Source organism: Mycobacterium sp. RTGN6 (genome assembly GCF_033804605.1).
Classification (GTDB): domain Bacteria; phylum Actinomycetota; class Actinomycetes; order Mycobacteriales; family Mycobacteriaceae; genus Mycobacterium.
In genome coordinates, this window is sequence record NZ_JAPZKZ010000001.1 from 539,242 (window position 1) to 565,705 (window position 26,464).

The window sequence follows — 26,464 nt, forward strand, 5'->3', positions numbered from 1 at the left end:
GAAGGTCGAAAGCTTACGGGACACCGGCAATTTGGACTAGCCCTGCGCTCTCCCTGGTCAGCAAAATGCCGATAAGCCACATTATGTCAAGTAGGCGTCGCCGCGTTCATCGTGTGAGCATGTCGATCACGCGTCCAATTCCGCGACAACTACATGCCACCAAGCTTTAGTCTCCCCCGATGCCGGAAATGAGCCCCGCCGCCGATTTCGACTTCATCATTGTCGGAGCAGGCAGTGCGGGCTGCCTGCTCGCCAACCGGCTCAGCGCCAACCCGGATCACCGTGTGCTCTTGGTTGAGGCCGGCGGCAAAGACAACTGGTTCTGGATCAAGGTCCCGGTGGGCTACCTGTACACCATTGCCAACCCCCGCACCGACTGGTGCTTTACCACCGAGCCTGACCCAGGTCTGGCGGGCCGCAGCATTCACTACGCGCGGGGCCGCGTCATCGGCGGCAGCTCGTCGATCAACGCCATGATCCATATGCGCGGACAAGCCAGCGATTACGACCTATGGGCCGAGGCCACCGGTGACGAGCGATGGCTATGGGGTGGCCCGGACAGTTCCGGCGAGACTCTGTCGATCTACAAGCAGTTGGAAGACTACTTCGGCGGAGCCGACGAGTGGCACGGCGTCGGTGGCGAGATCGCTGTCGAGCGGCCGCGGGTGCGCTGGAAGATCCTGGATGCCTGGCAGGCCGCCGCTGCCCAGGTAGGGATCTCCCCGATCGACGAGTTCAACCGGGGAGACAACGCCGGCAGTGCGTACTTCCATGTCAACCAACGGCGTGGCCGTCGCTGGTCGATGGCCGATGCCTTCCTGCATCCGGTCGCCCGGCGATCAAATCTCACCGTCTACACCCACGCCCAGGCCGTGCAGCTGCTGATGAACGACGAGGTCTACGACGATCAGCGTCGCGGTGCCTGGACCACAGCTCAGCACCGCGCCACCGGCGTGCGGCTGCTCAAAGACGGCCAGATCGTCGACGTCCAAGCCCGCCGGGAGGTGATCCTGAGCGCGGGGGCGATTGGGTCGCCGCATCTCATGCAGGCCTCGGGTCTGGGCCCGGCCGGGCTGCTCAGCCAGCACCAGGTGCCGGTGGCCGTCGATCTGCCAGGAGTGGGTGAAAATCTCCAGGACCACCTGCAGCTGCGAACGGTCTACCGGGTGCGGGGCGCGCGGACCGTCAACAGCCTGTACCGGAATTGGATCACCCGTGCAGGCATGGGACTTCAGTACCTGTTGCTGCGATCAGGCCCCATGACCATGCCGCCCTCCACGCTGGGAGCGTTCGCCAAGAGCGACCCCGCGCTGGCCAGTCCCGATCTGGAGTGGCATGTGCAGCCCTTGTCGTTGGCCAAGTTCGGCGAGCCTCTGCACCGTTTCGGAGCGATCACGCCCTCGGTGTGCAATCTGCGACCCACCTCGCGTGGCCATGTGCGGATAGCCAGCGCTGATCCCCTGATCTACCCGAAGATCGTGTGCAACTACCTGTCCACTGACGCCGATCGTGAAGCCGCCGTGCGCGGCCTCCGGATGACCCGACATATCATGGCGGCGCCGTCGCTGGCCCGTTATCACCCAGAAGAATTGCTCCCCGGACCGCAACTGGTGAGCGACGAGGACCTGCAGACGGCGGCCGGTGAACTCGGCACAACGATCTTTCATCCGGTGGGCACCTGCGCAATGGGAGCCTTTGACACACGCGGCCTGCCGCGGTCGCCCGCCACAGTGCTCGACACTGACTGTCGTGTGTACCGCGTCGCCGGCCTTCGAGTGGTCGATGCTTCGGCGATGCCCACCATCACTTCGGGGAACACCAACGCGCCGGTCATGCTGGTCGCAGAGCGCGCAGCGCGGGCAATCCTGGGATGAGTCGCTCAAAACCGAGACGTTCCGATCCGGAATAAAGTCCGCGCCCGGAGAACTTGGCTGAAGAGTCGCCCCCTCCCCGACTCAGGAGCATCCATGACCCGTCCCGTCCGCGTTGCCGTGCAGATCCAGCCCGGCGGCACACCCGACTACGCCACATGGCGCGAAGCCGTGCTGGGCGCCGACGACCTCGGCGTCGACGTCATCTTCGGCTACGACCACTTCCACCGCCCGGCGATGGCGGGCATCGTCGACGGCAAGCCCGTCCTGTTCGACGAACAGCCTGACGTCGCCAACTTCGAGGGTTGGACCGCGCTCGCGTCGTGGGGCGAGATCACCTCGCACGCCGAGATCGGGCTCCTCGTCACCGGCGTCGGCTACCGCAACGCGGACCTGCTCGCCGACATGGCGCGCACCGTCGACCACATCAGCGGCGGCCGCCTCATTCTGGGCCTGGGCGCGGGATGGTACGAAAAGGACTACACCACTTACGGTTACGACTTCGGCACCTTCGGGTCCCGCTTCGATCTGTTCGACGAGAGCTTGATCCGCATCGAAAACCGGCTCGCCGCACTGATTCCGCCTCCCGTGCGCAAGCTCCCGATTCTCATCGGCGGCACGGGGCCCAAGCGCTCGCTGCCCGCCATTGCCCGGCACGCCGACGTCTGGCATGCATTCCAGGACCTCGACGCGTTCCGCAGGTCCAGCGACCGCGTCGATGAGTTGGCAGCGACGTTCGGCCGCAACGGCGCCGACATCGAACGCTCGACGCTGTGGGAGAACGCCGACAGCGCCGATGCCTTCCGCGACGCCGGAGTCACGTTGTTCCAGACCGAACTCACCGCCGACAATGGTTACGACCTCACGTCTCTCAAGCAGGTGGTCGCATGGCGGGACAACGGATGACCACACTCAAGCTGAAGGGTAGTTATCCGCTGGGGGCATGAAGCTCGGTCGCCAACGTCTCCTGGCGGGCCCACGACGCCAACAGGGCCAGACTGTCAGTGGTCGGACCTCCCGCAGGTGCGGTGTAGACATTTAACTGCAGGCCAGGTTCGGTGGCAGATCCATGGACTCGAAATTCAAGTCGAGCCGGCCCACCACCGGATGGTTCACGCGCTTCCTCCCCGATCCCTTCAGCCGCACGTCCTGAGATGCCCACTGCTGCCGGAATAGCTCACTGCACGTTGATAATTCACTAACCAAGGCGATGAGATGACGGAGGCGGCGAGCGCGTTAACGAATAACCCGCCAGGTGCGTCCGACTCGCTGAGGTGCTGGCCGCGCAGAAGGTTAAGGATCTGTCTGCGTCCGATGGCCTGAGCTCGGGGATGATGTACGAACCGGAGTGGCCGGTCCCGCCAGTGACGAAAACGCGCATGTGACAGTCCTTCTGAGGGTTGGTGCGCTCAGCTGAGAATGTTGACGCCGAGGGCGAAGTTGGTGTGCTTGACGGAGTGGGTGACGAGGCTGATCTCGAGGAGGCCGACGTTCTCCAGTGCGCGTGCCATGGCCAGCTCCCCGGCGTCAAGTGGGCGCAGTCCAAGGCTCTCGATGAACGCCGACACATCCGCCTTTGCCTGCTCGTCATCGCCGGCGATGAACACGTCCAGTGGGCGACCCTCGGCTGAGCCGGCCGCCAGAACACCGGCGAACAGGGTGTTGAACGCCTTGACGACATGCGCGCCGGCGGGGGCAGCTTTGGCGATCTCCTGTGAGCATTTCGCCCCATCCAGACTGCGACTAGCCATCCTGCCAGTCAGCACGCAATACTCAACTGCCACACAAGAACTGTCCGCCAAACCGGGTCAGGCTCCGTTTCACGTTGCCCCGAGATGTGCACCGGTTAGAGGAGTATTCATCGATGATCCGGTCTCGCTCAATCGTGTCGGTCGTTTCGGTGGTCGCGCTGATCGCCAGCGTCGCCGCCGTCGCAGCGTGCAGTCGAACCCAAGACTCGCCCACACACGACTATGCGGTCTACGCGGAGTACTCGTTGTCGAACAAGCCGATGGTTGCCGGCTGGGACACGCGCGTTTTCAACAAGCGGGAAGTCGAGGAAGGCAAGAACATCAGCCTCGACGACCAGACGGGCGTCGTCACGCTCAAGCCAGGTCTCTACCGCATCACGTCCATGTCGCTGGTCAACTATGCGGACCCGGCGAATCCGACCATCATCCCGACTACTTTGACGCCGCCGGCGGGCTATGCGCGCCTCCGGTATGTCAAGGATGCGCTTCCTGCGGATGTCGTGCCCACCTCTGACGTGATCAATGCCAGCAACGCCAAGGCACTGTCGGTCGGCACGGGCAGCGACGCCAACGCTCTGCCCAGCTTCATGGACACGTTCTTGAAAGTTGAGGACGAAGCCAGGTTGGTTGTCGAGCACCAGGTTGGCGAGGACGTGAAAGGTCTCTACTTGCAGGTCAACGAAAACGACTCGGTGTGGCACATCAACGCACGCATATCGATCCAACGGCTGTAAATTTGGCCTCATCGCTCCGGGATGTCGAGATGAGACGCCCAGGCTCGCAGACCAGCCGACTCAGCCGCAGTCATACCGGCCGGTAGAACATGTCCCCTACCCGCCATCCCCCGAACTAAGCTCCACGCCGAGGTGTACGGCGGAATCGAATATTGCGGCTTACCACTAAGCCCACCGAATGTTGCATCAGAAGTATCACCTGCCCGTGTGTGTCCTGCCCCCCGACCGCATTGCCTGCGTGTAGAAAATGCCGTGTCGCTCCTGCGGGTGTGCCGGAGTGCAAACAGTTAGCCCTTGCGCTAACTGTTGCCAAGATGCAATACTTAGCCTTGTGGATAAGTATGACTCCGAACTTGACGGCCTCTTCGTCGCGCTTGCGGATCCCACGCGTCGGGCGGTGATTCGGCGACTCGGTCAAGGCCCCGCGAGCGTCGGCGAGCTGGCGAGGCCATTCTCAATTGCGTTGCCGTCGTTCATGAAGCATGTGCGCGCACTCGAAGCGAACGGATTGATCCGTACGGCAAAGTCTGGCCGAGTGCGGACTTGCACGCTCGATCGTAGGCGCCTCTCCCTGGTGGATGACTGGCTCGCCGAGCAGCGAAGTATCTGGGAGACCCGCACCGACCGACTTGAACAACTCATCACAAAAATCGAGGAGACCAAGTGAGCACAACTGCAATCAATCCCGAACTCGATCTCGTGCTGGAGCGGATCATCCGGGCACCACGCCACGCCACGCGGTGTGGCGTGCTTGGACCGACCCTGCCCTCCTGGCTCGGTGGTGGACGCCGGCACCGAGCCTCACCCGCGTCGACCAACTCCAGGTACGCCCCGGCGGAGGTTTCGTCACCCAAATGAGTGACGACGGTACCCATTTCGTTCCGCACACAGACTCTGTGTTCCTCGTCGTCGAAGAAGGCTCCCGGCTGGTGTTCACCAACGCGGTCGACAGCGGATGGCGACCTGCCTCGCCGGAACCGGTGCCGATGACCGCTGAGATCGTCCTCGGTGAGCATCCAGACGGGACGAACTATCGGGCGATCGTGCGCCATGGCGATCCGGTGCTCCGCGCCCGCCACGAGGAACTCGGCTTCTTCGAAGGCTGGGGTGCAGTCACCGAGGCACTCGCCGAACTCGCCGAGAGTGAAATGGCATCGTGAATATCCACTGGACTTGAATATGCAGGATTACCAGTGAACCTGGCGCCCCCGGGTCAGAGTGCTCGCAGGCCCTGCAGGGTCCTTCTTATCAGTTCACGTCGTTCGTCGATTGTCATCGAGTCACCGGGGGTGGCGCGCACCCGCAAGTAACCCTGTGTCACCAGGTCGCCGACCAGGAACCGCGTCGCACCGAGCGGCAAGGACAGATGAGCGGCGATCTCTGCGACCGAGGGGCTGTCCACGCAACACGTCAGGATCTGGCCCCGTACATCATTTTTCGGCCAGCGCGGCGGCTTCGCTGCGGTGCTAAGCGCTTCGAGCGGAGCCTCGAGTGGCAGCTCGACACCAGATTCGGTACTGCCTGCCGTCAGCTTGGTTGGCCGGTCCAGGCTCGGCTCGTCTGACGGTTCCGGTTCTGTGAACCAGAAGGCGATCGGTTCGCCCTTGCCCTCCGACTGCCGATGCGCGTCGGTGTGCTTCTCCCGGGCATGTGGCGAACTATGCGGGACGTTGCGGTTCTGCAAGAACCACAAGGTCTGGTCGGCGTGCACCGATGCGCGCACCTCGCTGGAGACGACCTTGAGTACGGTGCGGTCGGTGTCGATGACGAACGTGGCCCGTCTGACCGGCAGTAGTCGGGCCATCAGGCCACGGCGCCGAGTGTGCCGGCCACGCCAGCTACGCCGGGCCGACTCACGCGCCACGACGGATTTACGCAGCTTGGCGAGCCTGCCTCGGCGCACCCCGAACATCTCGGACACCACGCCGTCCGCGTCGGAGAGCAGCGGATAGTCGAACGAGCGCTGTTGGGCGAAGTGGGCCTGCCTGTCGACGGTGTCGGTGCTGATGCCCACCCGCTGGGCGCCCACCGTGGCGAACTCGTTGCTCAGGTCCCGAAAATGACAAGCCTGGGCTGTACAGATCGGTGAGGACGCGATTGGGAAGAAGAACAGCACAACCGGCCCTTCGGAAAGGAGCGCGGACAGTGTCCGAGGCCGACCGGTGTGATCATAAAGAGCGAAGTCAGGCGCCTTCTCGCCCGCGATCATCGGCAAATATTAACGCGGGGAAGCTCTGCGCGACGCACGACTTGGACAATTCGGTCATCGCCGAATCGCTACCAGGTGGGAACCGTGATAACCCACCTAGACCTGGCCAAGCGGCCGACAGACGTTCGACACCGGATTCCAGTACTGTCCGTCCCCGCAGTTCGGCGGGAACGGCGCCAGCGGCGGCCTGCATTCATTGCCGACCGGATCCCACCACTCCCCGTTCTGGCAGCCAACCGGCGTCGGCGGCGGTTGGCACACGTTGGCGACCGGATCCCACCACTCCCCGTTCCGGCAATCGAGCGGTTCCGCCGAGCCGGCTGCCGGAGCCACTAGCGACAGGGCGGCGATTGGCGCAAGAGCGGCGGTCAGGATCGTCGAACGACGAATGAACTTTCCCATTGCCTCAGCCTGCCCCATCCCGGGGATTCTCAAACCGCTGGATGAGTTCGCGATCTTCGATCCGTTCTGGGGATCAGGAGGCCGGCATGCACGCCGGTCGAATGCAAGGAAGGAACGGCTTACGGCATGACTGATAACCACGCCCCCACGAAGGTCGTCGTCATCGGCGGCGGCTACGCAGGAACACTGGCGGCCAACCATTTGCGAATGCGCGGCGACGTCGAGATCACGCTGGTCAACCCCCGCCCGAAGTTCGTCGAGCGGATCCGGCTGCACCAGCATGTGGCCGGCAACTACGACGCGACAGTCGACTACGGCACGCTGCTCGGCGAGGGCATCAAGCTCGTGGTCGACACCGCAACCCGCATCGACACCGCCAATAGAACCGTCGAGCTGGCAACGCGTCCGGCACTCGACTACGACTACGTCATCTACGCGGTCGGCAGCACCGCCGCCGTGCCCGCCTCAGTTCCCGGCGCTGCCGAATTCGCTTATCCCATTGCTGAATTGGAGCTGGCACAGCGCCTGCGCAACGCCATCGACGAGCTGCGCCCTGACGCTCCTGTCACCGTCGTCGGCGCCGGGTTGACCGGCATCGAGACTGCCACCGAGCTCGCCGAACAGAGGCACAACGTCACGTTGGTCTGCGGCGGGCAGCTCGGGCCGTACCTGACCGAACCCGGACGGCGGTCGGTCGCCAAGGTATTGCGCAAGCTGGGGATCGACGTGCTTGAGGCCGACGTCGTGACGGAGGTGACGCCGAACGCGGTGGTCTACGCCGACGGCGCGGTGCGCCCGAGCGCGGTCACGATCTGGACGGCGGGCTTCGGTGTGCCCGACCTTGCGGCCACCAGCGGTCTGCGCACCGACGGGATAGGCCGACTCCTCACCGATGAGACTCTGACGAGTCTGGACGATCCGCGCATCGTCGCCGCGGGCGACTGCGCCTCCCCGTCAGGCGTGCCATTGCGGATGAGCTGCCAGTCCGCCTCGCCGCTGGGCGCGCAGGCGGCCAACACCGTCCTGAGCCGCATCGCAGGCACCGCACCTGCGGTCATCGACCAGGCGTTCGCCGGAGCGTGCATCAGTCTGGGCCGTAAGTCGGGCATCCTGCAGTTCGCCCGCAAGGACGACACGGCGGTGAGCCTGTACTTCAGTGGCCGTTTCGTCGCCTCGATCAAGGAGGCGGTCTGCAAGAGCACGCTGTCGGCGCTGCGCCGCGAGGCGGCCAAGCCGGGCTCGGCGTTCTGGCTCAAGGGCGGGCGCCGCCCTGAGCAGCCGACGTTCGCCGCGAAGGTGATCACGGAAACGTGACCGTGCTGGTCGAAACGCTGACACCAGATGAGCCGATCCAGACCGGCAGGAGCGCGGCAATGGCGGTCTCTGCGTCCGGCGCGGGGCCGGACGCAGAGACCTGTTCACGTCAGGCCGAGGCAGTGTCGACGGCCCGGCCGAGGTGGCGGGCGAAGAACCGAGCCGAGCTGTCGCGCTCGTATTCGGGCACCGGGTAGTGCCTGCCCGAGTGGGCGTGCAAGGTCTTCTCCTTCGAGGCGAAGGCCTCGAACAACGCGACCCCGGACGTGCGGTCGAATTCCTCGTCGTCCCAAGGAATCCGGTACTCGACCGGGACGGTGATCTTCGCTGCGGCGTCGATCAGAGCATCGTCCACGAAAACCCCACCGAAGCTCAGTGCAGCGATGCGGGATTCGACCGCCGTCAACATCACCCCGGTCACGACACCCAAGTTCACGCCGCCGTAGCCGATCGGCGCTTCGACGCCGATCTCGGGCAGCGCCTGCAGGGCGTCCAGGGTCGCCTGCCATTCCGGCACCGCACGCTCCGCCAGCGACATGTTGAAGTCGATGACGATCGGGGCGATCGGTTCGCCCGCCGCCCGAGCCTGACGGATCGCCTCGACCCACCGTTGATCCTGAGGGTTTCGCGGCCGGTCACCATGTCCAGGCGCGTCGATGGCGGCGACGGTGAACCCATCGGTGGTCACGCTGTGGAGTGCACTGGCTACCAACCCCGGCGCCTTCTTGTGCATGCCGCCGCTGTGCCCCGCCACCAGCAGTGGTGAGCCGGCGGTTTCGGATGTCGGCGACCAGAGCACGCCGGCGATCTCGTCCAGAATGAAATTACGTTCGATGACACCGTTCGACGATGTCTCAGAGGTGAATTGCATGGTGTTGCCTTTCGGGATTGCCTTGTTTCAGGCGCTCCCGGCGACACCTACGGCTATCGCTCGTCCGTGAATACGAGTGGGAGCACCCACATGGTTACTGCGTTCATGGGTGTCACCTCCTCGTGTGATGTCACGGTCTCGCGCACGCTATCAACCCGAACCGAATCCCGTCCAACCTATTTCCTGCCCACCGACCCGACCGGCTGTTGACACGGGACGCGCCGGTTGATCAGGCCACAGCCATCCCGGCAATCAGTGCCTCTCCCCTGCCCCATCTCGACCGATGCGCTGCTGCGTATCGGTCGAGATACGGCGGAAACGAATATGGCGGGTTGCCGGCAAACATTTCGTTGGCGGTTGCTGCCCAACGGTTTTGGGAGTCGCCAACCTCTCCCGTTGCCGCTAGAGGCTCATGACGATCCGCAGTCACTTTGCAAGACACCCGTCATATGGCTGGCTTGCGTGCGAAATGCTGCGGGCTCAGCCGAACATTCGCACCTCTACCGTGTGAACTCGCGTCAGGTGCCGCTTGAGAGCACAACTAGCGAATGCTCAGCAGCCAGAAGTGAATCCGCAGGGAACGTCCGCCTTGAGGACGGGCTCGGCGACCGGGGTAAGAGGCGCTGACGGAACGTCCGTCGTCGTGGTGGCGGTCTCGCCGAGTGTCATCTTGCTGCTGAGAACGGTCGGCGCGGCGGGGCCCGCCGTCTCGTCGCTCAGTGCTGTTACGAACGCGCCGGCGGCTACAAGCGCTGCTCCGGCCACCAGCATCGCTCCCGTCTTCATCGAGTGTTGCATGTACGTCACCTCACTGTTTTCTGTTGCCCGCCTTCGGATAGCGTGCACATACGCTGAGAGTTGCTTGCGGAACTGGACCGTCGCTGAATAGCGGCTGAAAGTCTGCTACAAATCCTGTCGCGGCTGATTCTCGGCAGAGTCGAGCCAATCGACCCACATATTCGAATTGCCAACAAGTCTGAGACCCGCTCATTTGCTGGCACGTGGGCGTGGTGTCGCCGACCTGCGCTCGGCATCGAACAACGACCTGCGCAACCCTTGCTGTTCGTGGCGAACCGCCCGAATCTTCTGCATTGCTTGGTGTTTCAGTGGGTTCCAATGCGTGACAAGTCCGACAACACACTGCCCGCTAGAAGAGTTGCGGCGTCGTCGGTGGCACGTCATCGAGAAATGCATTCACCATCGGCACCAGCAACTGCGACTCCCCCGAGATTCCAATGTGCGACATCGCCGGCAGAACCACCAAGCGCGCGGCCGGAACCTCCTGCAACACTCCCGACGCCGCCGCCCCCTCGTCGCCTCCGCCGCGCAGCTTGAACATCGCCAGCGCATGTTCGAGCTTCACGCCGTCCGCATCCCCGACGATGACCATCGTCTTCGCGGAGATCGAACGCATCTCCTCGTCGCTGATGTCCTGGTCGTTGATGTTCAAGTCCTTCATCTTCTCGAGGTACGCGTCGAACGCCGTCGCGTTCGGCGTGTGCTCCTTGAACGCCTTCTCGACGGGCGTACCGGCGAAGGCTTCGGCGCCGAGTCCCCCGATGGCTTCGAACACCGACGGGTACCAGCCGTCCTTGCGGAAGGTGGCCGAAAGCGAGACCAACTTGCCCACGAGGGATGGGTGACGGATCGCGAGCTGCAGAGCGACCCCGCCGCCTTGCGAGTAGCCCATCACATCCGCGCGTTCCACCTTCAAAGCGCGCAGCAATGCCGCGGCATCGTCAGCGAACTGCTCGTACGACATCTGCCGCGCGGTATCCGGGGTACGGCCGTGCCCTTGTTGATCGAACACGATCACGGCACGCTCTCGTGCGAATGTGTCCACCCACGCGTTCATCGAGTCGGTGGCCATGAACGCCCCGGGGATCAACAGCAACGGAGGCTTCGAGGTGCCGAGCTCGCCGTACACCTCGGAATAGAGATTTATCCCATTGATCGGCAGGTAGCCGCTGCGCGAAGGTTTCGTTCCCATCACTTCCACCCTTCAACTCTGATCGCTATCGCTGCTCAGATGGACCTCGAGGGCGGGAGAAACTCATCGACGGGCTTGGCCGCATCGCGGAGCTCCCGCGGAGGCTCCGTAGTGCGGCTGTAGCGTGACGACCGTGAATTCCTCTCGTGTGTCCCCCTCCGTCACGCTCGTCGCCTGTGCCGCGTCTCTCGTCATGGCGCTCGCAGCATGCGGCTCCGAAACCGACACTGCATCGACGACCACGTCCTCCGCGGCCGACGCGTTCTCGACCGTTGCCACAGACACGCCGATCGCGTCCAGCACGTGCCCGACGGCAGCCCCGGCGAACGGAGGCACGCCCGAATGGACGCTGCCTGGGACCACTGGCAACGTTGCAGTCACCGGATCCACGGATGCGGCGGCGCCGCTCGTCAAGGTGGACGGCCCGTTCAGCGTGACTGAGACCCAGGTACACACGCTCAAGCCCGGCGACGGACCGGTCGTCGCAAACACCGCGACGGTTTCGGTCTGCTACATGGGCGTCAACGGACGTGACGGGACCGTGTTCGACAGCAGCTACGAACGCGGCGAGCCAGCTGACTTCCCGCTCACCCGAGTCGTGCCCGGTTTCCAGAAGGCCATTGCAGGACAGACGGTCGGGTCCACGGTCGCCGTCGCAATGACCTCTGCCGACGGATACCCCGATGGTCAGCCCGCAGCTGGCATCCAGAAGGGTGACACGCTCGTCTTCGCGATCAAGATCCTCGGCGTCTCGAGTTGAGCTGCGACGATCTAGGCCGGCGCCTGGCCGCTGCCGCCTAGAGACACGCCGTTGCCCTCGGCGGGCTCTCTTTCGGTGGCAAGATCATTGAAATCCGCCCGGAGGAGGACCGATGACGTTGATCGTCGAGCGATTCGACGGCCTCGGCGTCACACGCCTATCGCGATGGATCTTCAACTGCTACATCATTGATTGCGACAATGCGTGCGTGGTGGTTGACGCCGGCCTACCGTGCACCGCCGGAGACGTTGCGACGGCATTGTCTGCGACCGGCGCGGCGGTCACCTCGGTGGTGGCCACCCACGGTCATAGCGACCACGTCGCCGGGGCTCCGCAACTCCTCGCCGATCACGCTGCGACCCTTCACCTTCCTGAGGTCACGATCGGCTATCTGGACGGGTCGACTCGACCGCGGACCCCATCGATTTCGAAGATGGTGAAGATCTGGCCGACGCTGCTGAGTCAACCGCTGGATGTCTCGGGGGTGACCGGCTTGGTGCGGGGCGCAGGTATCGCCGGATTCGGCGGTCGCGCAGGAATGGTCGGACATGCGCTCGATGCGGCGCAGCGGCTCACCGATGGTCAGTCGCTGCCAGGTGTACCCGGTTGGGAGGTCCTGCATGTACCTGGGCACACCGATGATTCCACCGCGTTCTGGCACGCCGACAGTGCGACGCTGATATCCGGTGACGCGGTGCTCAGTGCGCGCGGACGCGCCTGGTTCACTCCGGAGACCGTTGATGATGAGGCAGCGCACAGGAGTGAGCGGCGGCTACGCGCGCTGCCGGTCGAGCACTTGTTGCCTGGGCACGGGCGCCCGATACACCATCGCGATGTCTGGGCGCACGCCCGGTGACCCGGACGAAACAGACAGGTGCGGGAACCGAGGGGCTTCTCGCGTTCGTGCGTGAAGGGCTGATCGAGCGTGCGGTGCCGGAGAACGCACCGGCCATGGCCGCATACATGAAGTCCGATACGCCGATGTTGGGTGTTTCATCGCCTGACTTGCGGGCGATCGCAAAGGACGCCGCGCGAAGGTTTCCCGCGACGACGCGCGCGGACTATGAGCGCAACGTGTTGGCGCTTTGGCGCCTGCCGCACCGCGAGGAGAAGCGCGTCGCCATTGCGGTGGCGCGTCACTACCGGGCCTTCGTAACGGCAGAGTCGCTTGGGCTGTATGAGCGGCTCGTGCGCGAGGGCGCGTGGTGGGACTACGTCGACGAGATTGCAGTGCACCTTGTCGGCGAGGCGCTGCTGAAGGATTCCGACGCGGCGTGGCCGGTGATCGACGGCTGGATCGACGACGACTCAATGTGGGTGCGCCGCACCGCAATCCTGTGCCAGAACCGCCACCAGCAGCGGACAGATGAGGCACGGCTATTCGACTACTGCCTGCGGCGCGCCGACGAGCGCGAGTTCTTCATCCGCAAGGCGATCGGATGGGCGTTGCGCCAATACGCATGTACGGCACCCGATGCCGTACGGAGCTTCATCAACGCGCATAGCGCCGAGCTCTCACCGCTGAGCGTGCGCGAGGCGGCAAAACACCTATGAGGGGTGTCGGATTGTCTTGACGCTGTTCGCATTCCGTCTGGGTTCCGCTACCCAAGCTGTCCGGGCTGGTAGTTGCCCGCGGGCTGCTGGATGATGACGTTCAGTCTGTTGAAGGCGTTAATGATGGCGATTTGGGAGATAAGCGCGACGAGCTGGTCATCGTCGTAGTGCTTGGCTGCGTTCGCCCAAACGTCATCTGTGACACCACCGCCGTCGGCGATGCGGGTTCCCTGCTCTGCGAGTTCCAGCGCGGCCCGCTCCGCCTCGGTGAAGACCGTCGCCTCCCGCCATGCGGCCACCAGGTTGAGCCGTACCGAGCTCTCCCCCGCGTGCGCGGCCTCCTTCGTGTGCATGTCGAGGCAGACGCCGCAGCCGTTGATTTGGCTGGCCCGGATTTTGACCAGCTCCTGGGTTGCTGCTGGCAGGGTCGAGTCAGCCGCGACTTTGTTCGCCGAGACGAAGTGCTTGATGAACTTCATCGCCGTGCCGTTGTTCATGATGTCGAGCCGAGCTTCCACGGTGATCTCCTTGGTTGGTTGTGTTCTCTCATGGGTACGACGACGCAACCGCTCGGAATGTCAGGTGGCGGGCGAACCTCACAGTTCGGTGCGGTGTTTCGTCGAACAGGTGACCGCAGATATGAACACGGGAAGGCTGGCGGCAACCATGAGCACTACATCCGGCCCAGAAGACGACGCCCCGGGCCTGAGCGCGATCATGAGCGAGCGGCGACAGCTGATCAATCTCGCATATCGGCTACTCGGCTCCTTGACCGACGCCGAGGATGTCGTGCAAGAGACCTATGCGCGCTGGTACGCCATGTCGGCGCAACAGCAGCAAGCCATCGAATCCCCTGGCGGCTGGCTGACGACGGTAGCGAGCCGCATCTGCCTCGACCTGCTCGGCTCGGCGCGAGCACGACGGGAGCGCTATGTCGGCGAATGGATTCCGGAGCCGGTGCCCGCACCGACGGAATGGATCAGTGGGCAGGCTGCCGACCCGGCCGACCGGATCACCCTCGACGAGTCGATCAACATGGCCTTCCTGGTCGTGCTCGAATCGATGACCCCGGCCGAGCGCGTCGCGTTCATCCTTCACGACGTCTTCCGTTACCCCTTCGCCGAAGTGGCCGAGATCGTCGGCCGTACGCCGGCGGCATGTCGTCAGCTCGCCAGCTCGGCCCGCCGTCGCATTCGGGCGTCGCAGGCTCCTCCGGCTGCGACGGCCCAGCAGGCCGGCGTGGTCAGAGAATTCAAGCAGGCATGGGAAGCCAAGGACATCGACGCTCTCATCGGCCTCCTCGACCCGGAGGCCACGGCGATCGCCGACAGCGGTGGTCTTGCCAGGGCCCACCTCCGCCCGATCGAAGGTAGCGAGCAGATCGCGCGCGCCTACCTCGACGTCGCCAGCATGGCTCCTGACCTGACGTTCCTGGAGCGCACGGTGAACGGTCAGCCCGGTCTCGTCGGTCAACTCGACGGCGTCACCGTGACGGTGTTTGCATTCGACGTCGCGGGCGACCGGATCAAGCACATTTGGGCAATGCGCAATCCTGAGAAGCTCCGGACCTGGGCATCGGTGTGATCATGGGCGTATGACGGCATGGCAGCACTCGTCGTCGAGTGGTGGACGCCGACGCACGGCCTGTGAAGAATCGAGCGCGAGTGACGTGACGGAAACCAGCATGATGGACGTCATGGAGGGCACCCGCGTGGATCGATGGCTGTGGGCGGTTCGGCTGACGAAGACCCGCCCCGACGCTGCTGCGGCGTGCCGAGGCGGCCATGTGCGGGTCAACGACCGGCCGGCAAAGCCGGCGACGATGGTGGCTCCCGGTGACGAGGTACGCGCTCTGATCGGTGACACCATGCGGATCGTCCAGGTGGCACGGGTCATCCAGAAGCGGGTTGGTGCGGCTGATGCCGTGACCTGTTACCTCGATCGAACGCCGGCGCCCCCTGCGGCTCCCCCGGTCCCCGTGGCCGCCCGTGACCGCGGTGCCGGACGACCGACCAAGCGGGATCGTCGACTTCTGGACCGGTGGCGCGCAAGCCAGAGGTGACGTCCTTCCCCCGCGGCGCGAGGCAGTCCCGCGACGGTAAGTGCCATTGAAACAAATATCTGTTCCGGGGTAAAGTGCCCCGGTGCGAACGAGCCGCGACTTCGTCTTCGCCGCGGTCGCCAACGAGCGGCGCCAAATCGCAACCCTCGTAGCGGATCTCGACGATGCCCAGTTGGCGACCCCAAGCCTGTGCGCGGGCTGGGACGTCAAGACCGTGGCCGCGCACGTCGTCAGCGTCTTCGCCGACAGCTTTTGGGTCTTCATGCGGACGGCGTTGCGCCGAGCGAGCATGGCTCGGGCGATCGATGAGCTGGCACGGCGTCGCGCCCAGGCGCCGACCTCCGACATCGTTGCCACCCTGCGTGCGGGCGCCGATCACCCGCTGAGTCCCCCGCTGTTCGGACCGCTTGACCCCCTCGCCGACATCTTGGTTCATGCCGGCGACATCAGAATTCCGCTCGGAATCCCGTTTGAGCCCGACCCGGAGCTCGCCGCTTTGGCGCTGGACTTTCTGACGGGACCATGGCCATTCGGCTTCGTACCCCTTGGCAGGCTTCGCGGTATCTCCTTGCATGGCAGCGACATTGACCGGTCCTGGGGTACCGGAGCGGAGATCCGTGGGCCCGCATCCGCGCTCATAATGGCCGTCGCCGGCCGCACCGCACTGCTCCACCTTCTTGACGGTCCTGGACTACCCCTGCTGCGACTCCGGCTGTCGCCTGAGCAGTAGCCGAGGCTAGCCTCGACGAGATGAGTACAGGTCCGGTGAAGGTCCTGATCGTTGGGGGTGGTTTCGGCGGGCTCTTCTGTGCGCGCAGGCTCGGCCGAGCCGACGTCGAGGTCACCTTGCTCGACCGCGCGGCGTGCCACGTGTTCCAGCCACTGCTCTATCAGTGCGCGACGGGGACGCTCAGCATCGGGCAGATCAGCCGCTCGCTTCGCGAGGAACTAGCCGAACATCGCAACGTCACCACCCTGCTCGGCGAGGCGTTGGACCTCGATGCCGACGCACGCAGGGTCACCGCCCGCCGCCCCGACGAATCCACGTTCACCCTCGACTACGACGTCTTGATCGTCGCCGTCGGCATGCGCCAGTCGTACTTCGGCCAGCCGCACTTCGCTCAGTGGGCACCGGGGATGAAGACACTCGACGACGCGTTGGGCATTCGCCGACGGCTGTTCGGCGCGTTCGAGATCGCCGAGACACTTCCGCCTGGGCCCGAGCGCGACGCCTGGCTCACCTTCGCCGTGGCCGGCGGCGGCCCCACCGGCGTCGAACTGGCGGGGCAGATTCGCGACATGGCGACCCGGGCCCTGGCGAACGAGTTCCACAGCATCAACCCCGAGGACGCACGCGTGCTGCTCTTCGACGGCGGGGACTGCGTACTCAAGAGCTTCGCGCCCGGCTTGACGCAGAAGGCCATGGCGATCCTGCAGCGACTGGGCGTCGAACTGCACCTCGGTGTTCACGTCACCGACGTCCGCCGCGAAGGCATCACCGTCACACCGAAGGACGGCGGCGCCGCTCAGGAATACGCGGCGCGAACCGTGCTGTGGACGGCCGGCGTCGAAGCCGTGCCGTTCGCCCGACACGTCGCCGAGGTGCTCGGGGTCGACGCGGATCACGCGGGACGCATCGCCGTCGAACCGGACCTGTCGGTACCCGGCCATCCGAACGTGTTCGTCATCGGCGACCTCGTCGGTCGGGACCACTTGCCGGGAGTGGCCGAGAACGCCATGCAGGGCGGATTGCACGCCGCTGCCTGCATCCGAAAAGACCTGGCAGGCAAGCCACGTCGGCCCTATCGGTACCGAGACCTCGGGTCAGCGGCGTACATCAGCCGCGGCCATGCGCTGATGCAGGCCGGCCCGGTCAAGCTGGCCGGGTTGACGGGATGGCTGGCCTGGGGATTCATCCACATCGCGTTCCTGACCGGATTCCAGAACCGCTTCAGCACGGTCGGCACGTGGCTGGCGACGATCGCCCGCGCGCGGCGGACCGACCGTACGTTCATTCTCGGCGGTCCGAACTCAGCGAATCAGCCGTACATGTGGTCGAGCTTCATCCACCCCGGCGAATCCTGACTTACTTCGTCGTGGTGGGCGTCGGCGGTGGCACCAGAGCCAGCCCGGCGTAGATCTCGTCGAGCAGGATCGGCAGCATCGCCTGTGCCGTCGTTCTACCATCCGGCGAAAGCGTTAGGTTCGTCCAAATGACAAGCGCCACCTCGTTGTCCGGGTCGTAGCCCATGAACGAGTTGAAGCCAGGAAGCTCGCCGCCGTGGTAGTACATCGCAGCATTCGGGCCGAAGCGCTGATATGAGATTCCGTACCCGTACTTCTGCCCATCGGGCTGGTCCGGGTCCTCAGCTTGCAGGCTCGTCGACCACTGCTGCTGATACTCGGCGTTGAAGACCTTGCCCGAGACGAGCGCGCGCATCCACGTCGCCAGGTCGTCGGCGGTGGAGATCGCTCCCCCGGCGGCGGTGGCGTAGGAGGAATTCTGATGGGTGTAGTCGATCGGGGCCAGCGTTCCCGCGCGTGCCGCCGCCTGCATGTCGGCCGGGTACGGGTCGTCGGCCAGTGCATAGAAGCTGCCGCCGTACATGTAGCCGTGCGAGTACGGCGCTGGCATGGTGGTGTCATCGGTGGCGGGAAGCGACGTGTGCGCGAGGCCGACCGGACCGAACAGGCGATCCTGGAACTGTTGGGCCAGCGGGCGTCCGCCGACCTTCTCGGCGACGATGCCAAGCAACGTGTAGTTGGTGTTGCTGTAGTCGTAGGAGGCGTCGGGCGCGAACTGCGGCGGATGCCGGAACGCGATGGCCAAGACCTCCCGAGGCGTCCACGCCTTGCCCGGATCGGCGTCCATCGCGGCCGCCAGTTTCGGGTCGCCCGTGTAGCCGTAGAGGCCGCTACGCATCTTCAACAGATCTGCGACAGTGATGTTCTCGCCGTTGGGTACATCCGCAACGTAGTCCGAGACCGGATCATCGAACTTCAGCTTGCCGTCCTGGGCGAGTAGCACGATCAGCGCGGCCGTCATCGTCTTCGTGTTGGAGGCGATGCGGAAGTGGGTGCTGGCAGTTGGTGGCGTCTGCGCGCCGAACTCGGTGGTGCCGGCGGCCGCGGAGAAGTCTCCCTGCGGGGTCTGCAACACCACCATCGCCCCGGGGACCATCAGCATCTCGGCGGCGGTCTCGACGACGGCCTGAAGTGCCTTCGGGTCGATGGTCCTCAGTGCGGACGCCGTCGGAGCGGAGCCAATGGTGGTCGACGTGGTGGAGGTCGACGACGTCGTCGGCTCCGTCGCGGACGCGCAGCTCGCCATCGACAGCGCGAGGCAGGCCAGCAACCCGGCGACGGGCCGCTCTCGTAGCAAGAACATCGTCGTGGCCACCGCCGCTCGCAGTCGTGTGTAGCCGGAGCCTAGCGTGATCTGAGACACACCACGGACTGACGCGTTTTGATTCGAGACGATTGGGGAAATCCGCCCGCAAAACTACTGAGGAGCGCTAACAAGACGCGCTCCACGTCGAGGAGTGGAGCATGGGGACCATCCGATCCGAGCACACATCTGTGAGTGACAATCTGGCGCACGCCAAGCGCGCGCTTCGCCGCGCCAGTCGCCAACTCGGCGCAAGCGCGGCGGCGGCGTCAACACTGGCCTCCCTGTTCGTTCTTGCGCCATCGGCTACCGCCGAGGCCTGTCCCGACGTACAGGTCGTCTACGCGCGCGGCACCTTCGAACCGGCCGGCGTCGGTGTCACCGGGCAAGCGTTCGTGGACTCCCTTCGCGGGAAGCTTCCCGACAAGTCAATCGATGTCTATGCCGTCAATTACCCCGCATCGCTCGACTTCGCCAGAGCATCCGACGGCGTGATCGACGCCAGCAACAAGGCGCAGGACGTCGCGGCCAAGTGTCCGAACACGAAGCTCGTGCTCGGCGGATACTCGCAGGGTGCTGCGGTCGTCGCCTACCTCACGACCGATTCGGTTCCGCCCGACTACGTACTGCCCGCCGGGATCACCGGCCCGATGCCGGACTCGATGGCCAGCCACGTCGCCGCGGTAACCCTCTTCGGAAAGCCGTCGACCGGGTTCATGAACATGATCGACAGGACGGCGCCGCCGATCACGATCGGCCACCTCTACGACGCCAAGGCGCTCGAACTGTGCATCCCCGAAGACCCGATCTGCGCTACGGGCGGCGGCGGCGACGGTGGTGCACACGGTCTGTACGCGGTCAACGGAATGACCGACCAGGCAGCAAGTTTCGCGTCACAGCGCGTGCTGTCGGCATCGGGTGGTTCCGGACGCGCCTGACGGGCGAGTGATCGGGTGCCAGGCGTCAGGCGCCGAGTTCTTCCGCGGCGACGGCGAACACGTCGTCCGCTGAACCGACGGCCACGAAGTGACCGGCTCCTTCCACCGGATGCCATACCGTTCCTGGCATCGCGTCGGCGACCGCCTTGTTGATGGACTCCGTGACGAGCCGATCATCCGTGCCCTGCCACATGTGGACGGGGCGGCTGATCTTCGCGACGTCGAATGCCCAACTGCGATAGAGCAGTTCACTGTCGCGAACGAGCCCACCGGAACCGTGCGCGAAGCATTCGGCACCAGCGTCCGACATGATGGATTCGTTGTCCGCCTGAGCGAGGACCTGCCGGTCGTAGTCGTTGACACTGCTCAGTAGCTGCTTCATGAACGTGCCGGGGAAGCGCTTGGTGACCAGGCCCAGCGACGCGTACATCAGTCGGAAGGCGGGGCTGAAGCGCAACGCAAGGGTTCCGCCTAGCGCGTCGGCCTTCGACAGCTGGTCCGCCGCCCAGTTGTCGCCGAACGCTCCATAGCTGCCACCCGCGATGCTGGTGACGTGGCGCAGCCGTTCGGGATCGATGTAGGCAGCCGCCGCGAGTGCCCAAGGCCCGCCCTCCGACCAGCCCGTCACCCCGAATTCATGGCAGCTCAACGCATCGGCGATGTCCACCATGTCGGCTGCCCAGCCTGCGTAGCTCCGAGGGTTCTGCGGGCTGGACTGTCCCATGCCTGGTCGATCGACGCAGATGAGTCGCAACCGGTTCCGCGAAGCCGACTCCGCGAAGAACCGTGCCTCGAGCCGACTACTGGGTCCGCCGTGATTGTGGATGACGAGTGGCCCGTTCGGATCTCCCACTTCGGCATAGCAGAGTTCGCGACCATCTCGGGTCACCACCGTCTTTGGCTCGCTGACGCCCACGGACGAATGGTATCCGGATCGGCCCGTCTCCATATCGAGTGGTCACGGCCCCGGACCCACTCAAACTGTGGCGCGAGGTGGCATTGGGGTTAGGCTGGGCGCGGGTCGAACGAGTGTTTGGGAGTGTGATGGTTGCCGTGAAGCGCGGGATTCTCGTCTTCGTATGTGCAATGGCGTTCGTCTCGGGGCCGATCGTGCTCGCCTCGCCGGCAAGCGCGTGCCCGTACGGCACGTCTGAGCGGTTCCCTGGCGTGTGCACGAACGGCACGTCGGGCCGCGTTGGCATTCCGCAGGCCGTCGTTCCGCCGGCGCCATCGGCGCCGGGCGCCAACGTCGTGCTCAATCCCAACGGATTCTCGTCGGTCAACGGCATTCCGTGCACGCCCGAGAACTACGGCAAGTGCATCGCATTGCAGCAGTCCCAAGGCTAATTTCAGCGCCATGGCTGGCGACCGATAGGCGCCACCAACCACGCCGTTGATGACGCCTCTCGACCGGTCCTTCGGCAAACTGCGGAATTGTTCGCATTCCGGGCGCGCTGACTGACCTCGGGCGATATACATGCCGCATGCCAAGCGGGGCATACGGGGGTCGGGTTGGCGGCTTGGCCGTCGCCTTGGGTGTTGGCGCTGCGCTCTGTATCGGTTCGAGCAGCGGCCTCGCATGGGCCGACGAGTCCAGTCCCACATCAGGATCGGCGGCGTCCAGCACGTCTTCTGGCCCGGAGCCGGGGGCCAAACCCAGCGTCACCGGCACGACGACCACGACGAGTGCGACCACCAACAGCACAAACGGCACCGATGCGACGGATGGCACGGTGGGATCGGCACCGTCGGCAGTCGTCGGTGACGGTGGTCGCGACGAGGACGCTTCGGCGCCGACGATCAAGACACCCGGTGCTTCGAAGGCGTCCGACCCGACCGCGGCCAAACCGGCCAAGAAAAAGACTCCGGACCCCGTGTCCACGGTCGCTGACACCACGCGCGACGCCACCGCGACGGCTGATCACCACCCCGATGACGTCGATCGACGTGCCAACGTCGTCGCCGATCCGACGGAACGGCCCGGTGCCGCGTCTGTCGGGATCGCCTCGACACCATCACCGTCGGTCGTCGCGGCGAGCGCGCAGCTGACGCCGGCGCCGCCCGCGCCACCTCCGCCCGACGTCGTTGACGTCGCGACCGCGCTGGTGTCAGGGGTCGTCAAGGCCATCCTCAGCCCGTTCACCCTGGCCAACTCCCCGGAATTGCCCGTCGAGACGCCGTCAATGTGGTCACTGCTTGCGTTCGCGCGCCGCGAGTTCGAGACCGCATTCCACACGCCATCCACGCAGGCCGTTGCCCCAAACAGCGTGGAACCCGGTCCACGAACGCTGATCCTGTCCGCCTTTCCAGCCGAAGCCGACGCGATACTCGCCCGCACCACGCTCGACCCAAACCCCTCGGTGGTCATCGACGGTCGGTCCTTCTACCTCGGCTCGATCGGCGGCAAGAAGGTCATCGTGGCGATGACCGGCATCGGCATGGTGAACGCGACCCAAACCACCCAGACGGCGCTCGCCCACTTCACGCCCGAATCCGGGAGCTCCATCGGCGCAGTGGTTTTCTCGGGCGTCGCCGGTGGCTCGGGACGCACCGAGATCGGCTCGGTGGCCGTACCGGCCCGATGGACCTCCGACGACGGCGCTACGTGGCATGCGGTTGATTCCGGCATGCTTGCCACGGCCGACGCACTCACCGTCGACCTGGAGAGCACCGCCACCCTGGGAGATCCGCTCTGTCTTTGCAGTCCCCTCGCCCGCCTCCCGTTGGTCGACCTCAAGCGTGAGCCGCAGCTCTTCATCGGCGGCGACGGCTCCAGCGACGACGACAACAACGGGACCGCGTTCCCCGCGATCCCCTTTGGCGGCGCCATTTTCGGTCCCCAACCCTGCGCTGCCCCGGATCGCTCACTTCTGTTCACCGGCAACTTCTTCCAGGCACTGGGACCATTTCTGGCACAGGGCCTGCTCAGCAACCTGGCGGGACTCTTGGCGCCCGTTCATCCGTCCGTGGATGCGGTCGACCAGGAGACTGCGGCGGCACAAGCGGTCGCCGATGCGCACGGCGTCCCATTCCTCGGCATCCGCGGCATGTCCGACGGGCCGGGCGATCCGCTGAATCTTCCGGGCTATCCCTTCACGTTCTTCGTCTACAACCAACTTGCTGCGGACAACGCCGCCATCGTCACCGAGGCCTTCCTGCATTCCTGGGACGGCGCCTGACAGCCGTTGTCGTTCCGCCGTCGCGGGCGAGCCTCCGCCGTATCGTCATGAGGTAGCGGTCCACTCCCGTGGCCGCGAGCGGGAACCGCCGTGAACGGAGCATGAACCCCATGACGATCATCGATGCGGACACGGACGTCCGCACCCCATTCGCGCAGGACGTCGCAGCGACGCAGGCGTACTTCGACAGTCCGCGCTTCGAGGGAGTCATTCGCCTCTACTCCGCCCGCCAAGTCGCAGAGCAACGCGGCACCGTCCCCGCCGACTACATCGTGGCGCGCGAGGCCGCCACGGCGTTCTACGCCCGCCTGCGTGAGCTCTACGCCCAGCACAAGAGCATCACGACGTTCGGCCCCTACTCGCCGGGCCAGGCCGTCACCATGAAGCGGATGGGCATCGAGGGCATCTACCTCGGTGGCTGGGCCACGTCGGCGAAGGGCTCGATCAACGAGGACCCGGGCCCCGACCTCGCCAGCTACCCGTTGAGCCAGGTGCCCGACGAAGCGGCCGGCTTGGTCCGGGCCTTGCTCACCGCCGACCGCAATCAGCAGTATCTGCGCCTGCGCATGACCGAGGCGCAACGCGCCGTCACCCCGGCGGTCGACTTTCGACCGTTCATCGTGGCCGACGCCGATACCGGCCACGGCGGCGATCCGCACGTGCGCAACCTGATCCGGCGCTTCGTCGAGGCGGGCGTGCCGGGGTACCACATCGAGGACCAACGTCCGGGCACCAAGAAGTGCGGCCATCAGGGTGGCAAGGTGCTGGTGCCCTCGGACGAGCAGATCAAGCGGCTGAACACGGCGCGCTTCCAACTCGACATCATGCGGGTACCCGGAATCATCGTGGCCCGCACCGACGCCGAGGCGGCCAACCTCATCGACGGCCGTGCCGACGAGCGCGACCAGCCGTTCCTGCTCGGCGCCACCAACCTCAAGATCCCGTCGTACAAGTCCTGTTTCCTGGCCATGGTGCGGGGCTTCTACGAGGCCGGGGTGACGGACCTCAATGGTCACCTCCTCTACGCGCTTCCCGAGGGTGAGTACGCCACCGCCACTAGTTGGCTTGAAAGGCAAGGGATTCTGAGTCTGATCTCGGCCGCGGCCGCCACCTGGAAGCAGGACGGAGACGAATCGCTCGATGCGCTGTTCGACGGCGTCGAGTCCCGGTTCGTCGAAGCGTGGCAGAACGACGCCGGACTGCAAACCTACGGCGAAGCCGTGGCTGAGTTGCTCGAATTCCGCGAGCGTGAGGGCGAGCCACCCGCGACGAGTGCTACGGAGTGGAGGAGGTTCGCCGCACGCGCGTCGCTCTACGAAGCCCGCGCGAAGGCGAAGGAGCTTGGGGCCGACGCCGGCTGGGACTGCGAGCGGGTGAAGACGCCCGAAGGTTACTACCAGATTCGCGGCGGCATTCCCTATGCGATCGCCAAGTCGCTTGCCGCAGCACCCTTTGCGGACATCCTGTGGATGGAGACGAAGACCGCGGACCTGGACGACGCCCGAGAGTTCGCCCATGCGATCCACTCCGTGTATCCCGACAAGATGTTGGCGTACAACCTGTCCCCGTCGTTCAACTGGGACACCACCGGCATGAGTGACGACGAGATGCGAGCCTTCCCCGAGGAACTCGCCAAGATGGGTTTCGTCTTCAACTTCATGACGTACGGCGGACACCAGATCGACGGGGTCGCCGCAGAGGAATTCGCCACCGCCCTCAAGCAGGACGGCATGTTGTCGCTGGCGCGCCTGCAACGGAAGATGCGCCTTGTCGAATCGCCGTATCGCACGCCGCAGACGCTCGTCGGCGGACCGCGAAGCGACGCCGCGCTGGCTGCGTCCTCCGGGCGTACGGCGACCACGAAGTCCATGGGCGCCGGCTCCACGCAGCATCAGCATCTCGTCCAAACCGAGGTGCCGAAGAAGCTGCTGGAGGAATGGCTGGCGATGTGGAGTGAGCACTACCAGCTCGGCGAGAAGCTTCGTGTCCAGCTACGGCCGTTGCGTGCGGGCGGCGAAGTGCTCGAACTCGGCATCTACGGCGAACGGGACGGCGGCGAAGAGAAGCTGGCCAACGTGCTCGTCGATCCCATCAAGGACCGCAACGGTCGCAGCATCCTGACGGTGCGCGACCAGAACACCTTCGCCGAGAAGCTGCGTCAGAAGCGGCTCATGACGCTGGTCCACCTTTGGCTGGTGCACCGCTTCAAGGCCGAGGCGGTCTACTACGTCACGCCCACCGAGGACAACGTCTACCAGACCGAGAAGATGAAGTCCCACGGCATCTTCCGCGACGTGCAAAAGGACGTCGGGGAGATCATCGTCGCCGAGGTGAACCAGCCGCGCATCGACGAGTTGCTGGCGCCCGATCACGTGGCGCTGCAACGGTTGATCAGCAAGGAGGACTAGCGGGCTCCGCGCTATCGCGCGTGCGTGTCGAAGAACTGCCAGGACGACTCGGAGGCGTCGAAGGCATGCGTCGTGGCGCCGACTGACTCCTCGGGGAGGAACGCCGGGGCGTTCGGCCAGGTGTGGCCGCCGCCGTCGACCCGGATCGACACCACCGAGGTGCCCGCCGCGCAGGCCGAGGACGTGAAGCGGGTCGTCACGGTGCCGTCGCCGGTGTTGGGCAGCACGTCCTGCGCCGGAACGTCCTGGCAACCGTCGAGCTGCCGCCAGCGGTCGACCATCGCCATCGCGGGCAGGATGCTGCTGTCCCCGCCGCGCCCGGTCATGGCGCCGCCGCCGAAGGGCACGACGGGGTCGGCGGTCCCGTGCGTCGCCAACACCGATACCGGCCGCGACGGGTTGCACCCGACGTTGGCACCGAGGGTGCCCGCCACCGGGGCCACGGCGGCGAAGACGTCGGCGCGGTCACAGGCCAGGCGGTTTGCCATGAACGCGCCCGCCGACAGGCCCGTGACGAACACCCTGCCGGGCGCGATGCCGTAGTCGGCCACCAACTTGCCGACCAGCGCCGTGATGAAGCCGACGTCGTCGATCCCCTGGCGGTCGGGTACCGACGCTCCCCTTCCGTCGGCCCAGCTCATGTCGATCCCGTCGGGGTACACCACGACGAACCCGTGCGCATCGGAGACGGCGTTGTAATGCGAAAGCGCGGCCTGGTCCGCTCCGGTGGCACCGGCGGCGTGCAGGTTGACCACCAGCCCCGTCGGGCTCTGAACACCTGCGGGCACGTGCACGGTGTAGGTCCGGGGCACGCCCCCGAAGTCGAATTGGGCGGCCTGTGCAGGTGCAGGCCATGCCCACGGGGCGAACGAGGCGAGGAGGCCCACGATGGCAACCATCGCGAGTCGGCGGCAACAGATCAGCACGAGAGGCACCGGCGGATGGTAGGGACGGCAGAATAACTCGAGACGAACGCGAGGTGTCGGGCAGAACTCGACGACCGCCAGTTGCGCTCCCCCTGTCTCACCACGCC

At 65.3% G+C, this 26,464-nt stretch carries 26 protein-coding genes and 3 pseudogenes; 17 read left to right on the plus strand and 12 right to left on the minus strand.

Features of this window, described 5'->3' with window-relative positions; translation table 11 throughout:
- Positions 1–188 precede the first annotated feature (188 nt).
- Both SLQ33_RS02605 and SLQ33_RS02610 read left to right on the plus strand, forming a co-directional pair.
- A complete protein-coding gene (locus SLQ33_RS02605) occupies positions 189–1,874 on the plus strand; it encodes a GMC family oxidoreductase (protein WP_319452548.1) in 1,686 nt (561 codons plus the stop codon).
- A gap of 93 nt (positions 1,875–1,967) precedes the next feature.
- The gene (locus tag SLQ33_RS02610) at positions 1,968–2,777 is read left to right on the plus strand and encodes an LLM class F420-dependent oxidoreductase (RefSeq protein ID WP_319452207.1); all 810 of its coding nucleotides are present in this window, start codon (positions 1,968–1,970) and stop codon (positions 2,775–2,777) included.
- A gap of 22 nt (positions 2,778–2,799) precedes the next feature.
- On the opposite strand, the pseudogene SLQ33_RS02615 reads toward SLQ33_RS02610, so the two are convergent.
- Together SLQ33_RS02615 and SLQ33_RS02620 are read right to left on the minus strand one after the other, a co-directional pair.
- Positions 2,800–3,086, minus strand: a pseudogene (locus tag SLQ33_RS02615) (transcriptional regulator); the annotation flags it as partial.
- A 194-nt stretch (positions 3,087–3,280) separates the two neighbouring features.
- Positions 3,281–3,622, minus strand: a complete 342-nt coding sequence (locus SLQ33_RS02620) for a dinucleotide-binding-like protein (protein ID WP_319452208.1) — start codon at positions 3,620–3,622, stop codon at positions 3,281–3,283.
- Positions 3,623–3,735: 113 nt separating this feature from the next.
- Between SLQ33_RS02620 and SLQ33_RS02625 the strand changes: the two genes are divergently transcribed.
- From SLQ33_RS02625 to SLQ33_RS02635, 3 genes and pseudogenes are all read left to right on the plus strand, one after another.
- Positions 3,736–4,356, plus strand: coding sequence for a hypothetical protein (locus SLQ33_RS02625; RefSeq protein WP_319452209.1), 621 nt, complete (start codon positions 3,736–3,738; stop codon positions 4,354–4,356).
- Between the two features lie 331 nt (positions 4,357–4,687).
- Complete coding sequence (locus SLQ33_RS02630; protein WP_319452210.1) at positions 4,688–5,023, plus strand: metalloregulator ArsR/SmtB family transcription factor; 336 nt, start codon at positions 4,688–4,690, stop codon at positions 5,021–5,023.
- Positions 5,024–5,034: 11 nt separating this feature from the next.
- Positions 5,035–5,516: pseudogene (locus SLQ33_RS02635) on the plus strand (SRPBCC domain-containing protein).
- A gap of 53 nt (positions 5,517–5,569) precedes the next feature.
- Here the strand turns inward: SLQ33_RS02635 and SLQ33_RS33540 are convergent.
- The 3 genes and pseudogenes from SLQ33_RS33540 to SLQ33_RS02645 form a co-directional block, all read right to left on the minus strand.
- The gene (locus SLQ33_RS33540; RefSeq protein ID WP_413467573.1) at positions 5,570–6,049 is read right to left on the minus strand and encodes a DUF742 domain-containing protein; all 480 of its coding nucleotides are present in this window, start codon (positions 6,047–6,049) and stop codon (positions 5,570–5,572) included.
- Positions 6,029–6,565 (minus strand): annotated as a pseudogene (locus tag SLQ33_RS33545) (peroxiredoxin); the annotation flags it as partial. The gene SLQ33_RS33540 and the pseudogene SLQ33_RS33545, both read right to left, overlap by 21 nt.
- Before the next feature lie 96 nt (positions 6,566–6,661).
- Positions 6,662–6,967 carry a hypothetical protein gene (locus SLQ33_RS02645; protein WP_319452212.1) on the minus strand — a complete coding sequence of 102 codons (306 nt, stop codon included), beginning with the start codon at positions 6,965–6,967 and terminating at the stop codon, positions 6,662–6,664.
- Positions 6,968–7,093: 126 nt separating this feature from the next.
- On the opposite strand from SLQ33_RS02645, the gene SLQ33_RS02650 reads away from it, so the two are divergent.
- The gene (locus SLQ33_RS02650) at positions 7,094–8,281 is read left to right on the plus strand and encodes an NAD(P)/FAD-dependent oxidoreductase (protein ID WP_319452213.1); all 1,188 of its coding nucleotides are present in this window, start codon (positions 7,094–7,096) and stop codon (positions 8,279–8,281) included.
- Between the two features lie 109 nt (positions 8,282–8,390).
- Here SLQ33_RS02650 and SLQ33_RS02655 read toward each other — a convergent pair whose 3' ends face one another.
- The 3 genes from SLQ33_RS02655 to SLQ33_RS02665 form a co-directional block, all read right to left on the minus strand.
- Complete coding sequence (locus SLQ33_RS02655) at positions 8,391–9,152, minus strand: alpha/beta hydrolase (RefSeq protein WP_319452214.1); 762 nt, start codon at positions 9,150–9,152, stop codon at positions 8,391–8,393.
- Between the two features lie 552 nt (positions 9,153–9,704).
- The gene (locus SLQ33_RS02660; protein WP_319452215.1) at positions 9,705–9,950 is read right to left on the minus strand and encodes a hypothetical protein; all 246 of its coding nucleotides are present in this window, start codon (positions 9,948–9,950) and stop codon (positions 9,705–9,707) included.
- 349 nt (positions 9,951–10,299) lie between these two features.
- On the minus strand, positions 10,300–11,142 hold the full coding sequence (locus tag SLQ33_RS02665; RefSeq protein WP_319452216.1) for an alpha/beta hydrolase: 843 nt from the start codon (positions 11,140–11,142) through the stop codon (positions 10,300–10,302).
- A 133-nt stretch (positions 11,143–11,275) separates the two neighbouring features.
- Between SLQ33_RS02665 and SLQ33_RS02670 the strand changes: the two genes are divergently transcribed.
- From SLQ33_RS02670 to SLQ33_RS02680, 3 genes are all read left to right on the plus strand, one after another.
- A complete protein-coding gene (locus SLQ33_RS02670) occupies positions 11,276–11,902 on the plus strand; it encodes an FKBP-type peptidyl-prolyl cis-trans isomerase (protein ID WP_319452217.1) in 627 nt (208 codons plus the stop codon).
- Between the two features lie 112 nt (positions 11,903–12,014).
- Entirely contained in the window at positions 12,015–12,758 is a 744-nt protein-coding gene (locus SLQ33_RS02675) for an MBL fold metallo-hydrolase (protein ID WP_319452218.1), read from the plus strand.
- Entirely contained in the window at positions 12,755–13,456 is a 702-nt protein-coding gene (locus SLQ33_RS02680; RefSeq protein ID WP_319452219.1) for a DNA alkylation repair protein, read from the plus strand. The genes SLQ33_RS02675 and SLQ33_RS02680 overlap by 4 nt, the downstream gene beginning before the upstream one ends.
- Before the next feature lie 47 nt (positions 13,457–13,503).
- Here SLQ33_RS02680 and SLQ33_RS02685 read toward each other — a convergent pair whose 3' ends face one another.
- Complete coding sequence (locus tag SLQ33_RS02685) at positions 13,504–13,953, minus strand: carboxymuconolactone decarboxylase family protein (RefSeq protein WP_413467574.1); 450 nt, start codon at positions 13,951–13,953, stop codon at positions 13,504–13,506.
- A 169-nt stretch (positions 13,954–14,122) separates the two neighbouring features.
- Between SLQ33_RS02685 and sigJ the strand changes: the two genes are divergently transcribed.
- The 4 genes from sigJ (at position 14,123) to SLQ33_RS02705 (ending at position 17,603) form a co-directional block, all read left to right on the plus strand.
- On the plus strand, positions 14,123–15,040 hold the full coding sequence (gene sigJ / locus SLQ33_RS02690) for an RNA polymerase sigma factor SigJ (protein WP_319452221.1): 918 nt from the start codon (positions 14,123–14,125) through the stop codon (positions 15,038–15,040).
- 112 nt (positions 15,041–15,152) lie between these two features.
- Positions 15,153–15,518, plus strand: a complete 366-nt coding sequence (locus SLQ33_RS02695; RefSeq protein ID WP_319452549.1) for an RNA-binding S4 domain-containing protein — start codon at positions 15,153–15,155, stop codon at positions 15,516–15,518.
- An 82-nt stretch (positions 15,519–15,600) separates the two neighbouring features.
- Complete coding sequence (locus tag SLQ33_RS02700; RefSeq protein WP_319452222.1) at positions 15,601–16,248, plus strand: maleylpyruvate isomerase family mycothiol-dependent enzyme; 648 nt, start codon at positions 15,601–15,603, stop codon at positions 16,246–16,248.
- A gap of 20 nt (positions 16,249–16,268) precedes the next feature.
- On the plus strand, positions 16,269–17,603 hold the full coding sequence (locus SLQ33_RS02705; RefSeq protein ID WP_319452223.1) for an NAD(P)/FAD-dependent oxidoreductase: 1,335 nt from the start codon (positions 16,269–16,271) through the stop codon (positions 17,601–17,603).
- Position 17,604: 1 nt separating this feature from the next.
- On the opposite strand, the gene SLQ33_RS02710 is transcribed toward SLQ33_RS02705, so the two are convergent.
- Positions 17,605–18,906: a serine hydrolase domain-containing protein gene (locus tag SLQ33_RS02710; protein WP_319452224.1), complete on the minus strand. Its 1,302-nt coding sequence runs from the start codon at positions 18,904–18,906 to the stop codon at positions 17,605–17,607.
- Positions 18,907–19,097: 191 nt separating this feature from the next.
- On the opposite strand from SLQ33_RS02710, the gene SLQ33_RS02715 reads away from it, so the two are divergent.
- The gene (locus SLQ33_RS02715) at positions 19,098–19,844 is read left to right on the plus strand and encodes a cutinase family protein (RefSeq protein ID WP_413467558.1); all 747 of its coding nucleotides are present in this window, start codon (positions 19,098–19,100) and stop codon (positions 19,842–19,844) included.
- Between the two features lie 25 nt (positions 19,845–19,869).
- On the opposite strand, the gene SLQ33_RS02720 is transcribed toward SLQ33_RS02715, so the two are convergent.
- Positions 19,870–20,760 carry an alpha/beta hydrolase gene (locus tag SLQ33_RS02720; protein ID WP_319452225.1) on the minus strand — a complete coding sequence of 297 codons (891 nt, stop codon included), beginning with the start codon at positions 20,758–20,760 and terminating at the stop codon, positions 19,870–19,872.
- Positions 20,761–20,888: 128 nt separating this feature from the next.
- On the opposite strand from SLQ33_RS02720, the gene SLQ33_RS02725 reads away from it, so the two are divergent.
- The 3 genes from SLQ33_RS02725 to aceA all read left to right on the plus strand — a co-directional run bounded on the left by SLQ33_RS02725 (position 20,889) and on the right by aceA (position 25,431).
- Positions 20,889–21,191 (plus strand): GspH/FimT family protein, encoded by a 303-nt coding sequence (locus tag SLQ33_RS02725; protein ID WP_319452226.1) that lies wholly within the window; start codon positions 20,889–20,891, stop codon positions 21,189–21,191.
- A 137-nt stretch (positions 21,192–21,328) separates the two neighbouring features.
- A complete protein-coding gene (locus SLQ33_RS02730) occupies positions 21,329–23,023 on the plus strand; it encodes a hypothetical protein (protein WP_319452227.1) in 1,695 nt (564 codons plus the stop codon).
- 110 nt (positions 23,024–23,133) lie between these two features.
- Positions 23,134–25,431 (plus strand): isocitrate lyase ICL2, encoded by a 2,298-nt coding sequence (aceA, locus tag SLQ33_RS02735; protein WP_319452228.1) that lies wholly within the window; start codon positions 23,134–23,136, stop codon positions 25,429–25,431.
- Between the two features lie 11 nt (positions 25,432–25,442).
- Here the strand turns inward: aceA and SLQ33_RS02740 are convergent, their stop codons facing one another.
- Positions 25,443–26,330, minus strand: coding sequence for an alpha/beta hydrolase family esterase (locus tag SLQ33_RS02740; RefSeq protein WP_413467575.1), 888 nt, complete (start codon positions 26,328–26,330; stop codon positions 25,443–25,445).
- Between the last annotated feature and the right edge of the window lie 134 nt (positions 26,331–26,464).

What these genes read in the sequence shown, in the direction of transcription:
- SLQ33_RS02655 (WP_319452214.1), bottom strand. Translation starts at nt 9,152, where the DNA reads ATGCAATTCACCTCTGAGACATCGTCGAACGGTGTCATCGAACGTAAT.
- SLQ33_RS02740 (WP_413467575.1), bottom strand. Translation starts at nt 26,330, where the DNA reads ATGGTTGCCATCGTGGGCCTCCTCGCCTCGTTCGCCCCGTGGGCATGG.
- aceA (WP_319452228.1), top strand. Translation starts at nt 23,134, where the DNA reads ATGACGATCATCGATGCGGACACGGACGTCCGCACCCCATTCGCGCAG.
- SLQ33_RS02705 (WP_319452223.1), top strand. Translation starts at nt 16,269, where the DNA reads ATGAGTACAGGTCCGGTGAAGGTCCTGATCGTTGGGGGTGGTTTCGGC.
- SLQ33_RS02725 (WP_319452226.1), top strand. Translation starts at nt 20,889, where the DNA reads ATGGTTGCCGTGAAGCGCGGGATTCTCGTCTTCGTATGTGCAATGGCG.
- SLQ33_RS02650 (WP_319452213.1), top strand. Translation starts at nt 7,094, where the DNA reads ATGACTGATAACCACGCCCCCACGAAGGTCGTCGTCATCGGCGGCGGC.
- SLQ33_RS02645 (WP_319452212.1), bottom strand. Translation starts at nt 6,967, where the DNA reads ATGGGAAAGTTCATTCGTCGTTCGACGATCCTGACCGCCGCTCTTGCG.
- SLQ33_RS02605 (WP_319452548.1), top strand. Translation starts at nt 189, where the DNA reads ATGAGCCCCGCCGCCGATTTCGACTTCATCATTGTCGGAGCAGGCAGT.
- SLQ33_RS02710 (WP_319452224.1), bottom strand. Translation starts at nt 18,906, where the DNA reads ATGTTCTTGCTACGAGAGCGGCCCGTCGCCGGGTTGCTGGCCTGCCTC.
- SLQ33_RS02625 (WP_319452209.1), top strand. Translation starts at nt 3,736, where the DNA reads ATGATCCGGTCTCGCTCAATCGTGTCGGTCGTTTCGGTGGTCGCGCTG.
- SLQ33_RS02620 (WP_319452208.1), bottom strand. Translation starts at nt 3,622, where the DNA reads ATGGCTAGTCGCAGTCTGGATGGGGCGAAATGCTCACAGGAGATCGCC.
- SLQ33_RS02675 (WP_319452218.1), top strand. Translation starts at nt 12,015, where the DNA reads ATGACGTTGATCGTCGAGCGATTCGACGGCCTCGGCGTCACACGCCTA.
- SLQ33_RS02665 (WP_319452216.1), bottom strand. Translation starts at nt 11,142, where the DNA reads ATGGGAACGAAACCTTCGCGCAGCGGCTACCTGCCGATCAATGGGATA.
- sigJ (WP_319452221.1), top strand. Translation starts at nt 14,123, where the DNA reads ATGAGCACTACATCCGGCCCAGAAGACGACGCCCCGGGCCTGAGCGCG.
- SLQ33_RS02730 (WP_319452227.1), top strand. Translation starts at nt 21,329, where the DNA reads ATGCCAAGCGGGGCATACGGGGGTCGGGTTGGCGGCTTGGCCGTCGCC.
- SLQ33_RS02685 (WP_413467574.1), bottom strand. Translation starts at nt 13,953, where the DNA reads ATGAACAACGGCACGGCGATGAAGTTCATCAAGCACTTCGTCTCGGCG.
- SLQ33_RS02610 (WP_319452207.1), top strand. Translation starts at nt 1,968, where the DNA reads ATGACCCGTCCCGTCCGCGTTGCCGTGCAGATCCAGCCCGGCGGCACA.
- SLQ33_RS02660 (WP_319452215.1), bottom strand. Translation starts at nt 9,950, where the DNA reads ATGCAACACTCGATGAAGACGGGAGCGATGCTGGTGGCCGGAGCAGCG.
- SLQ33_RS02695 (WP_319452549.1), top strand. Translation starts at nt 15,153, where the DNA reads ATGGAGGGCACCCGCGTGGATCGATGGCTGTGGGCGGTTCGGCTGACG.